Origin of the sequence: Paenibacillus sp. alder61, from assembly GCF_020179875.1 — a bacterium.
GTDB lineage: Bacteria > Bacillota > Bacilli > Paenibacillales > Paenibacillaceae > Fontibacillus > Fontibacillus faecis.
The window spans coordinates 55708-69752 of record NZ_JAIUDG010000008.1; the positions used below are offsets into that span (position 1 = coordinate 55708).

Annotated in this window: 12 protein-coding genes; 1 reads left to right on the forward strand and 11 read right to left on the reverse strand. The window is 59.6% G+C overall.

Annotated features, from left to right (window positions below; all coding sequences use genetic code 11):
• The first annotated feature begins 193 nt into the window (after positions 1 to 193).
• Positions 194 to 868 (forward strand): hypothetical protein, encoded by a 675-nt coding sequence (locus LBW89_RS10020; protein ID WP_148453261.1) that lies wholly within the window; start codon positions 194 to 196, stop codon positions 866 to 868.
• Between the two features lie 287 nt (positions 869 to 1155).
• On the opposite strand, the gene LBW89_RS10025 is transcribed toward LBW89_RS10020, so the two are convergent.
• From LBW89_RS10025 to LBW89_RS10075, 11 genes are all read right to left on the reverse strand, one after another.
• A complete protein-coding gene (locus tag LBW89_RS10025; RefSeq protein WP_148453264.1) occupies positions 1156 to 3981 on the reverse strand; it encodes a glycosyltransferase in 2826 nt (941 codons plus the stop codon).
• Positions 3978 to 5081 carry a glycosyltransferase gene (locus tag LBW89_RS10030; protein ID WP_148453267.1) on the reverse strand — a complete coding sequence of 368 codons (1104 nt, stop codon included), beginning with the start codon at positions 5079 to 5081 and terminating at the stop codon, positions 3978 to 3980. The genes LBW89_RS10025 and LBW89_RS10030 overlap by 4 nt, the downstream gene beginning before the upstream one ends.
• Positions 5082 to 5303: 222 nt before the next feature.
• Positions 5304 to 5528 (reverse strand): hypothetical protein, encoded by a 225-nt coding sequence (locus tag LBW89_RS10035; protein WP_170287099.1) that lies wholly within the window; start codon positions 5526 to 5528, stop codon positions 5304 to 5306.
• A gap of 27 nt (positions 5529 to 5555) precedes the next feature.
• Positions 5556 to 7031, reverse strand: coding sequence for a polysaccharide deacetylase family protein (locus LBW89_RS10040; protein ID WP_148453270.1), 1476 nt, complete (start codon positions 7029 to 7031; stop codon positions 5556 to 5558).
• Between the two features lie 2 nt (positions 7032 to 7033).
• The gene (locus LBW89_RS10045) at positions 7034 to 8377 is read right to left on the reverse strand and encodes a lipopolysaccharide biosynthesis protein (RefSeq protein ID WP_148453272.1); all 1344 of its coding nucleotides are present in this window, start codon (positions 8375 to 8377) and stop codon (positions 7034 to 7036) included.
• Between the two features lie 20 nt (positions 8378 to 8397).
• Complete coding sequence (locus tag LBW89_RS10050; RefSeq protein WP_225039081.1) at positions 8398 to 9534, reverse strand: DegT/DnrJ/EryC1/StrS family aminotransferase; 1137 nt, start codon at positions 9532 to 9534, stop codon at positions 8398 to 8400.
• Between the two features lie 7 nt (positions 9535 to 9541).
• Positions 9542 to 10126 carry an acyltransferase gene (locus LBW89_RS10055; RefSeq protein ID WP_148453275.1) on the reverse strand — a complete coding sequence of 195 codons (585 nt, stop codon included), beginning with the start codon at positions 10124 to 10126 and terminating at the stop codon, positions 9542 to 9544.
• A gap of 58 nt (positions 10127 to 10184) precedes the next feature.
• Complete coding sequence (locus LBW89_RS10060; protein ID WP_148453278.1) at positions 10185 to 11522, reverse strand: nucleotide sugar dehydrogenase; 1338 nt, start codon at positions 11520 to 11522, stop codon at positions 10185 to 10187.
• 334 nt (positions 11523 to 11856) lie between these two features.
• Positions 11857 to 12141, reverse strand: coding sequence for a hypothetical protein (locus LBW89_RS10065; RefSeq protein WP_225039082.1), 285 nt, complete (start codon positions 12139 to 12141; stop codon positions 11857 to 11859).
• Positions 12142 to 12287: 146 nt separating this feature from the next.
• Positions 12288 to 13334, reverse strand: coding sequence for a Gfo/Idh/MocA family protein (locus tag LBW89_RS10070; protein WP_225039083.1), 1047 nt, complete (start codon positions 13332 to 13334; stop codon positions 12288 to 12290).
• A complete protein-coding gene (locus tag LBW89_RS10075; protein WP_148453287.1) occupies positions 13331 to 14026 on the reverse strand; it encodes a YveK family protein in 696 nt (231 codons plus the stop codon). Before LBW89_RS10075 ends, LBW89_RS10070 begins: the two co-directional genes overlap by 4 nt.
• Between the last annotated feature and the right edge of the window lie 19 nt (positions 14027 to 14045).

A 14045-nucleotide genomic window follows, 5' to 3' on the forward strand; every position in this document is an offset into this window, starting at 1 on the left:
TCCAATGAGAGAAGGAGCTGCTCCAATGAAAGTTTCCAGCCTCTGATTGACAAAACGGGAACCCCCGCAAATTCCAAGCTAGCTCTCCGCGCCAACGGACGGTATAATAACCTTAGAGACGAAGCACGTCCCGGTTCATTCCCAAACGAATGGACCGGGGCGTTTTTTTATTTTAAAGGAGGAGGATGAACGGATGGATCATTTTGAGGAAGCGCATGACGCATTTATCAAAGCACACCTGCGGAAAAGAAAGGGGGAACGCAAAGGCCGCCTGGCACGCGGCCACCGGGAGGCCGAGAAGCTGTTTTGCCGTAATGTCTGGTGGCCGGTTCAAGGGGACTTTTCCGGGCTGCATCCGGAGTTTGAAGTGCTGGATTGGCGCGGACTTTCCTACTACTGCGACTTTGCTTATATGACGCCGGCGCTTAAACTGATCTTTGAAATCAAGGGTTTTGGACCGCACGTGCGCGATATGGACCGTCAAAAATACTGCAACGAGCTGAACCGGGAAACCTTCCTTACCGCGATGGGGTATCAAGTCGTTTCGTTTGCATATGACGACGTCGCCCAGCGCCCGGAGCTCTTCATAACCCTGCTCCGGTTATTGTTGGGGCGGTTTCTTGCCGATTCGGCAGCGCCGGACCGGCTTGAACATGTGGCGGAGCGGGAAATTCTCCGGCTGACCTGCCTCCTTGCGAGGCCCGTACGCCCCTGCGACGTTACGGCCCGCTTGAGCTTAAACCACCGCACCGCCATCCGGCATCTCGAGTCGCTCTGCCGCAAAGGACGGCTCACTCCGATAACGGGCCGGGGCGGCAAACATGTCGTGAAATACGCCATGATCCCGGGCGCCATGCTGCATTTGTGAGTGAACGGGAACGAGGAGATGCAAAAACCTGCAAATCTGCATCTTTTTTCGGGCAGTGGCTGCCTCCATCCGCAAATTCCTGCAAATCTGCATCTTTTTTCGGGCAGTGGCTGCCTCCATCCGCAAATTCCTGCAAATCTGCATCTTTTTTTTGGCGCAGCGGCGCGTTTCGGGACCTGGAGGCGGAAATTGATGTATTTTTGCAGGAATTTCCGATTTCGGGCCGCTGAATGAAAAAAATTCCTGCAGATTTGCAGGAATTTTAAATGCAACACCCCAGCCCCCTATCAGGCCTCCTCCGCGGCGGCCGCCGGGGGCGATTCAAGCCGGCCGCGGCCGTGGCCACGTCCTGGCTGCTCGTAGATGTCCGCCCATTGGTCGAGGACCACCTCCAGCTCGAAGTGCTCCTCCACGTAGCGGCGGCCGCGCTCGCCCATCTCCCTGCGGGCGAGGGGCGTCAGCGCCGTCAGCGCCAGCATGCGTTCGCACAGCTGGCGGGGATCGTCCGGGGCGGCGAGCCAGCCGCTCTCGCCGTCCCGGACCACCTCCCGATTGCCGCCGACATCCGTGGCGACGATCGGGAGGGCGCTTGCGGCGGCTTCCAGCAGGACGATCGGCATGCCCTCCCACAGGGAGGACATAACGTAGCCGTCAGCCGCCGCCATCAGCTCGGGAATGTCGCGCCGCATCCCGAGAAAATGCACCTGCCGCTCGATGCCGAGCGAGCGGCACAGCTCCTCCAGCTCCGCCCGCTCGGTTCCGATGCCTGCGATGAGCAGCGCCGGGGAAGCGGGCGCGCACTGCGCCGCATTTGCGGCGGGCGCTTCTGCGGCGATTGCACCACCGGCATTCGCATCTCCGGCTGTCGCTTCCGCAGCAGTCGCATCTACAGCAATTGCACCACCGGCATTCGCTTCCGCAGCAGTCGCACCTCCGGCAGTCACATCATCGGCAGTCGTACCTCCGACAGTCACATCTCCGGCGCTCGTACCTCCGGCAGTCGCATTTGCGGCCGTCGCAGACGGGGCGGCAATGGCCAGAGCGAAAGCGTTCAGCATCGTGCGGTAATCCTTTTCCGGAGCGAGGCGCCCGGCGGCCAGCCAAAGGAACGCTTCTTCGCTCACGCCAAGCTCGCGGGCAAGACGGCTGCGGAGCTCGGCACGTTGCCGCTCCGTCCGCCGCCGGAACTGCGCCGTGTCGATCCCGTTCGGCACGTAGCGGATTTTTCGCGCCGGGACAACGCGGCGCTCGATGTAGCGGTCGACCGCGTCCCGGCTGACATTCGTGGTCAGATCGCACAGCGGATCGGTCAGCCGGTACAGAAGTTCGCGCAGCCGCCCGCCCTCATTCCGGTTGTGCGCTGTGCAGATCAGCCGGGGCATCCGTACAAACAGACGGGTGACTCTGGCCAGGAGGTTCGCGTGTACCAAGTGGCTGTGGACGATATCCGGCCGGAGCTTGGCGACAAGCCGGCGCAGGCGAAAGATGGCGCGAGGATCCGGAACTCCTTTTTTCATCCCAAGGGAATGAACCGGGATTCCCATCGCCCCCAGCTCCTCCAAATAAGCCACCGGCTCAAGCATACTGACGACCTCGATTTGACAGCCCCGCTCCCGGAAGCCCCTGCACAGCTGAACGACTTGCGTTTCGGCGCCGGCATAATTGAGACCGGTCAAAAGAAACATCATTTTTCGCATTTTCCTCGAGCATCTCCTTGATTCTGGAATAAAAGGCGAAGCTTCGTACTCCGCCCGGAATGAAACGGGTCGAGGCGGGTCCAGGACATCCGGGAGCGGTTCGGAAGCCCTCGCCACAGCCACCTCCGACGAATACGCCCAAGCCTCCGTCTCCTTAACGCATCCAAGACCCGAATCCGACACGGGTACCGGCCTTCCGGCCGGAGCCAGCGCCAAGGCGAGAAACGCAAACATGACATACTCGAAATTAAAGCCGAAGTCGCCGCTCATCATGGCGGTTCCGAGGGTCTGCAGGAGAAGGACGAGCAGCACGGATTGACGGCGTGCCATCCAAAGCGCATACAGAAACGCGAAGGACCAGACCAAAAGTCCGGCCACCCCCTGCTCCCCGGCGATTTCCAGCACCACATTATGCGGGTGATCGCGAACGGCCGGCGGCGAGAGGCTGCCCACTCCGCCTCCTATAAAGGGCTGCTCGGTCCACTGTTCCAGCGCCTGCCGCTGCAGCTCCATCCTTCCAAGAAAATTGGCGTCTCCCACCAATTCGCCGAGATTCATAAAGATGGACAGGCGGCTCCCGTGGGCCCACTCTTCCAACTCAGCGGAGTAATTGGCGGCGGCTAACCCCGTCCCTATAAGCAGTACCGGCACGATCGCCGCGTAGCGGGCCAAGTGCCGGAACTCGCCGCGCCGCCATTTCCTGTAGAGCACCATCGCCAATATCAACGCATTGGCGATGGCGAACGCGGCGACCGGTCCGCGGGACTCCGTGGCTAAAGCCGAGGCCGCCGCCGCGACGATGCCCGCCAACCGAATGATCCGGGGGATTCCCGGCGCCCACAGGCAAACGGTAATCGTGATGAGGGACATCCGGGCGTTGAAGATCGGATTGCTGCCCGGAAGAGACAAACGGCCGGGATACTCCGGCGAATACTCGCCGAACGCCAAGTGCGCCGCCGCAAAAGCCAGGCCGAAAAGAGCGAATATCGTCCAGGAGAATTTCGCGTATTTCCTATAAAGGATGTAGGCATAGATTCCCGGAATTGCCGCGTGAATGAAGAGAACCGCTATTTTCGTCAGGCCTCCCGAATCGGGCGGGGCCCAGGTCAGGCTTACCGTCGACAGCAGAAAGACCGCCCCCCACAACCCGATTCCGGGATCCCGAAGCAGCGCGCGGGGCGCGCGGCTTTTGCCGAACCAGGCGAGGAGCGCCGGAATGAGCGGAACCGCAATCAGCAGAAACAGCGCGTTCCCCGGCAGCATTTTTTTATAGAAAAAACCGAACATGTCGAAATAGGTGCAAAATCCGATCACGTAGGCCGCGTCGATGTTCATCCCCGCTTGGGTGATGCATTGGACCAAAAACACCCCCGCGCTAAGCAGCAGGAGCGCGATCAGAATCAGCTGCAGATTCAAGGCTTGTCGCCGCCTTTCCTCGCGATCCGCTCCATAAAGCGAACCCGGGCAGCCTCCTTCACGGCCGTATCCAAATGCATCACTTCACCGGCGGGAACGCGGCGGCCCTTCCAGGTGCGCACAAAGTTTTCGATGTCCTGCAGCCCCTTCGCGGTACTCCCCGCCTCATTCGCCAGCTCCAGAATAAAGGAAGCTCCCTTTGGGAAATCCGTATCCCTGTATCCGATAATAACCGGCAGTCCATAGGCCAGATACTCCCGGACTTTCAAAGGCGAGGCCTCGTTCATGCGATTCCGGTACAGGGCCAGAGAGCCGACGGCTACATCGGCCTGGCGCAGCAGCGGCTCATAGTCCAGCCGGGACAGCCTGCCGTGGAACTCCATATTGCGCGGTGCCGAGCCGCCCACCATATCCTCCGGCTGTAGCCCGACCATATCGAAGTGCCAATCCGGCCGAAGCCGGGCCAAGGCAGCGATCTCGTCCACGCCGTGCCAAGGCTGGCCCGGTGTGCCGATAAAGATCAGCCGGACCCGGACCGAAGGCGGCGGAGGCGATGGGGTCGCATTGCTCAGCGCAAACCCGTTGCCGATCACCTCCCTGGGTTGTCCGTATTTTTTAAAATGAGGCTCCTCTCCGATCTCCGCGCTGACAAAGACAAAGCCCCCCGCGCTGCGCAGTACGAGACCGCGGGTCAGCCGGTGGTAGAGGTAGCGGAGCCTGCTTCCGAGGCGCATCTCCGCCAGGTCGTTCGTGTTGATTTCCAATATGGAAGGAATGCGCCGAAGCAAACGGGGAAGCCCGGCGTAATAAAGGTCGAACCGATGGTATATGGCGTCCGGGGCCCATTGTTCCAGACGGGTAAGGAGCATCCGGAAAGCGGCGAATCGGTTGAGCCCTTTCCCGTAAGGTTGGATGACGAGCGGGATGTCCGCCGGAACCGCCTCGCCTCCCCCATGCCCCTCGCCCTTCCAGCGGCGGGTAAACAAAAACAGCCGAACTTCATGGCCAAGCGCGATCCATTCGGCCATTTGGGCGGTGACCTTTTTAAACACCCCGCTCTCCGGCCCTTCATTCCAATGCATCAGATAGGCGATTTTCATCGGTTCGCCCTCCCCCTTCTCTTTTGATATCGCTGTCCTGCTATCGCCATCCGCCTATTAACGGGAAAAGTTCCCGGTAATTTATCGCTTTGGACGCTTAGACCGGATTTAGCTGGAAAAACTCCATCTAATATGCGCCCCAGCCGCCAATTTCCCCTGGTTCGGATGAAATAGCGGGAGGTTTTCCAGCTAATCCCCCATTGCTTCCCGGCAAACAGTCAATTAACGGGAGGAAATCCCGGTAACTTGCGCCAGCACTAGCACTAGCACTAGCATTAGCATTAGCACCAGCTCCAGCTCCAGCTCCAGCTCCAGCTCCAGCTCCAGCACCAGCTTCAACTCCAGCTTCAACTCCAGCTTCAGCACTAGCTCCGGCTCCGGCTCCAGTTCCAGTCCCACTTCCACTTCGAATTCCAATTGAATCCAGCCCAGCCCAAGCCTCCACACCTTTCCCCCCCGGCCCGGATTCGTTCGTCAGCTCAATTCCTCCAGGCACTTTCGGTACAGCCGGCGGTCGGCTTGATGCACCAGCTCGCTGTTGTGCCACAGGAGGGTGAAGTCCCCTCCATAGCGGGCACATTGCCGGTAAAGGCGGCGGATTCGCTCGAAAGCTCGAGCTTCACACCGGTCTCCCCCATGTTCGGGATGCCATACGGTCTGCTCCATGACGATCAGCGGACGCTCCCGCAGCTTCAGCATCCGCCGGGTTGCCAGGTTGAAAACCGGGTATTCCTGGCAGATGCCGCAGCGGAATCCCGGCGAGTCGGGGTAACCGAGCGAGCTGTCGTAGTCCAGGCCGGCTTCCTCCCAGGCCTGCCATGTATCGGGGGCCCGCCAGCGCAGAAAATGCTGGCGTCCCCCCCAGGCGTCCTGCCGCACGCCGGCAACCTCCGCTCCCTGCCGCAGCAGGGCAAACTGGCGGCGGATGTCCTGCGGGGACAAATAGGCCCCGTACCCCGGGTGCAGGCCGATCTCATGTCCCCGCGCATGTATGGTTCGCAGCAGTCCGGCGATTTCCGGATCCTCCAGCGTATACGCCTCGTCATAACGCGGATCGGTCTGTTCCGGAATGAAATAAAAGCTGCTGCGCACCCCGGCCCGCTCGCTCTGCTCCATCAGCCAGCGGAACGTGTTGTACGGGTCCGTCTCCCGGACCCGGTCGCCGCCGCCCGCGGCCCAGGGCAGCAGCCTGCCCTTCTTCCAGGCGGCCTCGAAGTCCCGGCGCTTTAGCGCGTCGGCGGCCGCCTCCTTAATCAGGCTGAACCGGCCGCGGCGCCGGTGGGCAAAGAAAGGGTGGTCCACATCGTGGCTGACCACCTTCCGCACCTGCCGGCGCCGGCGCAGCCCGTCCAGCCGCGGCCATAACCGCAGCAGCAGGCTCCACAGCAGTTCGGCGTAAGCGTTGACGACCGGGAAGTCGAGGAAGTCTTCCCGGTAAGCCAGCGAAGCCCGGACCGGGAACCGGCCATGGCTGTCCCGGTCGGGAATGACCATCTCTTCATAGCGCGTCAGCATAAAGAAACTGCTGCCGAACAAATCCAGCCCGCAGCGGAGTACGGTGCCCTCCCCCTCCTCCCGGATGAGCCGTCCTTCCGCGTCCGGTCCGACCGCGGCTCTCTTTTCTTCATGGCTCGATCCTCTTTCCCCTTCGGTTTCGAGTAGTTCTCCGTAAATCACGGGCAAGCTGCCAACTTCCTCCATATCCAGCCGGGCGAGCGGTTCCCGGGGGAGCGAGTCCGGGCTCAGCCATTTTCGCTCCGGCATCCCGAGCAGCACGTCGGAGAGCAGCAGGACCGCCCCTTGACCCGAATCTCCGGCTACGCGAAGCTCCCAGTCTTCCCGGTCTTCCCATTCCAGGATGAAGGGCAGACCCAGCACTTCCTCCAGCAGCACCCGGGCCGCATAAGCGCGCTCCGGCTGCCGGGAGCGCGGGCAGCGCAGCATCAGCATCGTCATTCCTCCTGTCCCTGTCCGGCTCCCGCCCCGGCTTCATTCCCGGGCTCCGGTTCCGCCGGCAGATTCCGGTATTTTTTTACGGCGGTCCAAGACATCCAAAGATGCAGCATGTACCCCAGCGTGGACGCCAGACTGAACCACAGCACCGCCGTCATGGAGCCTTGCCCGGTATACTTGGCCAGGAGCAGCGCGCCCAGCACGATAATCACCCGCACGATTTCCCGGTATAAATGGAGGTCCTGCCGCTCCATGACATCGATTGTGGTCCCGACCGCGTTCGCCACGAACTGGCTTAAATACATGACGCCCAGCAAACGTACGATCTGCCCGGAATTCCCCCACTCCGGCCCGAACAGGAAAGCAAAGGCGGACGGGGCGATAAAAACCATGACCAGGACGATCGCCAGACCGAACAGGAAAATGTTGCGCACCGTCCGTTTAAACAACGGATACAGCTTATGGGGGGCATGCAGCCTGTACTGCGAGGATTCGGACAGGTAGACGTTCATGACGGAAGACGTGATCAACGTCATCGGAGATCCGAGAATCCGCTGCCCCAAGGCAAACCATCCGGCGACGTGCGGCCCGTAAAAGGCGGCCAGCAGGATCGTCGGGAGATAGATGCCCAGGCTGTTCAGCATATTGGAGGCCAGGGACAGCATCGGAAACCGCCGGTACCGGTAAGCCGACTCTTTGATATCACTCCAGGTCGTGTGCAGGGCGTCTTGCTTTACGTCTTTTCGCCAGATCCGCCACTGCGGAATCAGGCCGCCGAGCCGGCCGGCCACATCGCCGAGAATCAGGCCGAGCGGCCCCTTGAACAAGCCGCTGAACAGCAGCTGAGCAGACACCAGGGAGAAGCTCTGTGTATATTTGGTCCGCGAGAGCTGACGGAAGTATTTTTTGCGGATCGACCAGCCATTTAGAATTTGATAGAACCCTCCGAAGAAGAGGCTGAGAATAAAAAAGATGAAAAACTCCCGAATATCGGGTTCATGCGCCCACGTCGCCAGCGGACCGGCCAGAAAATAGACCCCCACCCCGCCCAGCAGGCTCATGGCTACACAAATGCGCAGGGACAGGCTCAGCAGACTGCTGGCGACCCGGTCCTCCTCCGGGAGGGTAATGGCCTGCTCGTAGGAAAAGGAAACAAGCATGAGCATGATGGAGATGATCGAGGTGTACATGGAATAAACGCCGTATTCCGCGGGATTGTATAAGCGCGTAATAATAGGCAGGGTGGCGAGAATCAGGAGTTGGCTGATGATCGTCCCGCTGGCCAGGACAACGACGTTCCGGAAAAAATGATCCCTCGTCAGGTTTTTTAAGCGGTTCAGCATCAGCGATCGGCCCCGGGAAATCAGCGTAGCGACTGCTTTATTTTTTCGCTGATCCAAAGCTGGGTTTCGGCCTCGATCTGCGGCCAAATCGGGATGGACAGCACTTCGCCGGCCAACGCTTCCGCCGTGGGCAAATCCCAAAGAGATGGAGCGTACACCGGGAGCCTATGCACAGGGAGGGGATAGTACACGATCGAGCTGATTCCTTCCGCCTCCAGCCCGGCCTGAAGTTCATCCCGTTTCCCGTCCGCGATCCTTAATGTGTACTGGTGATAGACGTGCTTGGCATATGATTTTTCCTCGGGCAGGGTAACCCCCTCCAGACCGCTCAGACAGGCGCGATACCGCTCCGCGGCCAGCCTCCGCCCCGCATTCCATTCCTCGATCCGCGGCAGTTTCACCCGCAATATCGCCGCTTGGATCTCGTCCAGGCGGGAATTGAAGCCGATGAGCTCGTTGTAATACTTTTTGCGGGATCCATGAGTCCGCAGCATGGCCGCCCGTTCGGCAAGATCGGGATCATTCGTCACCAGCAGGCCGCCGTCTCCGTAAGCGCCGAGGTTTTTGGACGGAAAAAAGGAATAGCATCCCGCGGTCCCCAGCGTCCCGAGCTTCCGGTTCTTGTATTCGCCGCCAAATCCCTGAGCCACGTCCTCGATCACTTTCAGATCGTACCGGGCGGCCATTTCGAGCAGCGGGTCCATATCGACGGCATGGCCGAACAGATGCACCGGTATCACCGCTTTTGTCTTGGCGGTCAACACCGTTTCCAGGCGGCCGGGGTCCAGGTTAAAGGTGTCCGGTTCCACATCGACGAACACCGGAACCGCTCCGACACGGCTGATCGCCTCCGCCGTGGCAAAAAAAGTGAACGGCGTGGTCACCACTTCGTCGCCCTCGCCGATTCCCGCCGCCAGCAAGGCGATGACGAGCGCATCGGTTCCCGAATTCAACGCGATCGCATGGGCCGCACCAAGATACTCGGCTGCCTCCCGTTCAAAGGCTTTGACGTTGTCCCCCATAATAAAGGCGCCGCTATCCAGCACTTTTTCAATCGCATCCATCATCTGCGGCTTCAGTTCACGAACCTCGCAGCCTATATCAAGGACGGGGATTTTCCCCATCGCTTTTTCCGCTTTGTTTTCTCGTTCCCTCATCGTCCCTCTACCCTTCCTCCGTTTTACTGACCGTCTCTTGATTTCGTTCATACTTCCTTCCGCACTCCGCACATACCGCCTTGCGGTCGCGGAAAGCCAAGGTTAGCCCGCACTCGCACACCCAACCCAGGCGCCTGGCGGGTACACCGGCTACCATGGCGTAAGCGGGAACGTCCCGATTGACCACGGCCCCGGCCGCCACAAAAGCGGATTCCCCGATCGTCACGCCGCACACTACCGTCGCGTTCGCTCCGATCGACGCCCCGCGCTTGACCACGGTAGGCCGGTAATCCGCGCTCGTGTTGCGCGGAAATGCCGAACGGGGCGTCCGCACGTTGGTGAAAACCATGCTCGGTCCGCAGAAGACGTAATCCTCCAATACGACTCCCTCATATACGGACACGTTATTCTGGATTTTGACGCCCCGACCGATAGATACATTCGGCGCAACATACACGTTCTGGCCCAGGCTGCAGCGTTCCCCGATTTCCGCTCCCGCCGAGACATGGCTGAAATGCCACACCCGCGTCCCCTCGCCGACCCGGGCGCCTTCATCCACAATGGCGGTGGGATGCGCATAATAGGTTTCCAAGATCTATCGCCCCCGTATAATGAACATTTTTGGCGTTCTTGCGTTTTTTGCGCGTTAGCTAGAGCAAATAGTAGGCTTCCGGCTTGGCATACCGGTTCATGGCATTGCGTGTGTCAAGCAGACAGCGGCTTCGCCGACCGATCCGTTCGTAATCGAAAGCGGTATGGTCCGTCGCGATCACGGTGATATCCGCTTCAGCCAGCCCCTCTCCGGTGACCTGGATGCATTCGTACGTTCGATCCTGGAACCGGAACGACGGAATATGCGGATCGCTGATCCATACTTCGGCTCCCCGTTCCTCCAACAGCCGGATCATCTGCAGCACCGGCGATTCCCGGTAATCGTCGATGTCCCGTTTGTACGCCACGCCAAGCAGATAGACAGTGGAGCCATGCAGGGGCTTGCGGGCTAAATTGAGTATTTCCGCGATCTTGTGGACGACGAACTCCGGCATCGCGTTGTTGATCTCGCCCGCCAGCTCGATCAGCCGGGTGTGATAGTTGTACTGCCGGGCTTTCCAAGTCAAATAGAAGGGATCGATCGGGATGCAATGTCCGCCCAGGCCCGGTCCCGGATAAAACGCCATGAACCCGTAGGGCTTCGTCTTCGCGGCATCGATCACTTCCCAGACGTTAAGACCCATGCGGTCGCAAAGAATCGCCATCTCGTTGGCGAGGGCAATATTGATATGCCGGAACGTATTCTCGTAAATTTTCTCCATCTCGGCCACGGCCGGGCTGGAGACGAGGTGCACCTCTCCATCCAGCACCTGCCGATACAGTTCCGCCGCGACTTCCGTGCAGGCCGAAGTGACCCCGCCGACCACCTTGGGGGTGTTCTTGGTGTTGAACGAAGTGTTGCCGGGGTCGATGCGCTCCGGGGAATACGCGAGGAAAAAGTCCTCCCCGCACACCAGTCCGGTCGATTCCAGAATCGGCTTGATCAATTCCTCGGTCGTCCCGGGGTATGTGGTGCTTTCCAGCACGACCAGCATCCCGGGATGCAAGTGGCGGGCGACTTCCCGCGCCGAGTTCTCGACATAGCTGGTGTCCGGCTGCTGATAGACGTCCAGCGGCGTCGGCACGCAGATGGCCACCGTATCCGCCTCCCCGAGGAAGGCGTAGTCGGCCGTCGCCCGGAGCCGGCCGCTCCGCGCCATCTCCCGGAGGTCGTCATCCACGACATCCCCGATATAGTTGTAGCCGCGGTTCACCATCTCCACCTTCTGCGCCTGGACGTCAAAGCCGATGACCCGGTACCCGGCTTTGGCCTTTTCCACCGCCAGCGGCAGGCCGACGTAGCCGAGTCCGATCACCCCGATGACGGCGCTCCGGGTTTGCAGCTTTTCCAATAAAGTTGTGCTGTGTTTCGATTTCCTTCCTTTTTGCCCGCTCATCGCCTACTGCGTCCTCCGTTTCCCTTTTCCTTAAAGTTTCCATATAAGCTGAACTAAAGAATTAGCGGTCTGCAGGCTGACCGGTTATTAACGGGAAAATCTCCTGTTTATTCTCCGCTCTTGTCCCTTGGATCACTAGCGTTGCAAAAAACTCAAGCAAATGTGTCAGCGCCAACTCCGTTCTGAGGTAGGGTCGTAAATAAGGGTCGTTTGCGGCGCTATTTTGTCGAATTTGGCTCTTTGGCATGAAATAGCGGTCTTTTGGGGCCTTATTTTAGAGAAAGTCGGGCAAAAACCGGATTTTTGGGCTCGCACCAGAGAAATAAGGCCCCTTTTAGCCGCTATTCTTCCCTAAAACGCAAATCGGGTTGAAATAACGGCCCAAAAGGCCGTTATTCGGCGGGCGACAAGAAAGATTGCGGGTCGGCAGCACCCATATCAGTTCTAATGCAAAGCTAGTGGAAAAAAACGGATCAAAACTCAATTTTTGTACCCGCTCCAGAGAAATAAAGCCCTTTTTAACCGCTATTTTCCCCGATAAAGCGAATCTGGGCGAAATAGCAGCCCTAAACGCCGTTATTATAGCGGGTGGCAAGTGAAATTGCGGGTCGGCAAGCATCCACCCTAGCCGCCGAAACCCCTATTTTCAGAACAATTTAACGGGAGGTTTTCCGGCTAATTTCCCTTTGCAACCGCGTAGGCACCAAATTAACGGGAGGAAGTCCCGTTAATTTGACTCCTGCCCTTTCAACAGACGGCCATCGTCTATCTTCCGTTCCGGACAATATCCCAGGCCAGCCGAACCGCCCGGGCCCCTTCTTCCAGGGTAACGGCCGGTTCCCTTCCCGTCCGGATCGCTTCCACCATATCGGCGATTATCCGTTCATGTCCCGGTACGCCATAAGGATCGGCCTCCACCTCGGCCATGATTCTGCCGATCTCCTCATCCGGCATCTTGACGCAGTTCCACGCTTTGATCCAGTTGGCGGTCCGCCCGCCGATCAGGACGTATCCGTTCTCGCCGAACACCGCCAGGCTTTCTTCCAGGTTATGCTCGTAAACGGTCGTACATGCCTCTACGACGCCTAACGTGCCGTTTGCGAATTTCAACGCCGCGATCGCGGTATCTTCGGCCTCCATGTTGCGGATTCGGGTGTCCACCCAAGATCTCACTTCGGCCACGGGACCGAACAGCCAGAGGAGCAAATCCAGGCTGTGGATGCCCTGATTCATAAGGACGCCGCCGTCCATCGCCACCGTGCCCCGCCAAGCCGCCTGATCATAGTAAGCCTGGCTGCGGTTCCAGCGGACGGTCGCGTTGACATGGCTCAGCTTGCCGAACATCTTGCGGTCCAGCGCCTCTTTCAAATGGCGGATTGCCGGCCGGTAACGGTTCGGATGTACGACCGTAGCTTTGACGCCAGCGGCCGCCGCGGCCTCCCCGATGCTCTCGGCCTCCTCCGCGCAGAGGGCGAGCGGCTTCTCGATGACCAGATGCTTGCCGGCCCGGGCCGCGGCGATCGCCAGCTCGGCGTGCAGCCCGCTGGGCGTGCAGATGCATACGGCGTCGATATCCGGCTCCCGGGCCAGCATCTCCGCCATCCCCGCGTACGCCGGCACATTCCAGCTCTCTGCCAGCGCGGACACCCTCGTCAAGTTCGGGTCGCAGAGCGCCGCCAGGGCGGCTCCTTCCGCCTGTTGAATCGCTTCGAGATGCTTGCCGGCGATATGCCCGCAGCCGACAATGGCGAAGCGGATCTCCCCGGCTTGCATCCGCTCCCTTTCCGATTCGAATTCGGGTCGTTTTCTCATACGGCTTCCTCGTTTCTATTCGGCGTTCCTTTTTCCTGATCCGTTGCAAGGGACGGGTCCGGGCCCGGATCGCTTGCTTCCGGGTTTCCCCGGCGCCTTCTCTTCCTCCGCGAGGCGTCCCGTTTCTCCAGCAGCATCGCCACGCTTAGCGAGGCGAAAACCCCGATGAAGACGCCGATTGCCAGATTGAACACCTTTTTGGGGCTTACCGGGATGGAGGCGTCCTCCAGATTGGCGTAATCCAATACCGTCACATTGGCGCTCTGTACGATTTCCGTGGATTTGCTGATAAACGATTCGGCAAACGCGTTGGCGATGGCGACGGCGTCCTCCGGGTTATCATGCCTCGCATACAGCACCAGCACGAGCGTTCCCGGGTCGGTTCTCACCTTAATCCGCTTCAACAGGCCGTAGGCGGATTCCGATGTTTGCAGCTTGGCTTTCGCCTCATTGGCGACAAAGCGGCTTTGAATCGCATCCTCATACGTTTTGGTTAGCATCTGGCTGGCCAAAAACTCGTTGTAGGTTCCCGATTCCGAGGAGGAAATCGTGGCGACGAGGCTTGCTGCGGCCTCATATTGGGGACGGACAAGCTCATTCGCCAAAAAAACGCCGCCCACGCATAGCGCCAGCGTAATCAGCACGGCAATCCCGTGTTTTTTGGCGGTTCTCAACAAAACGTTCAGCTCCACTTCCCACTCACCTCAAGCT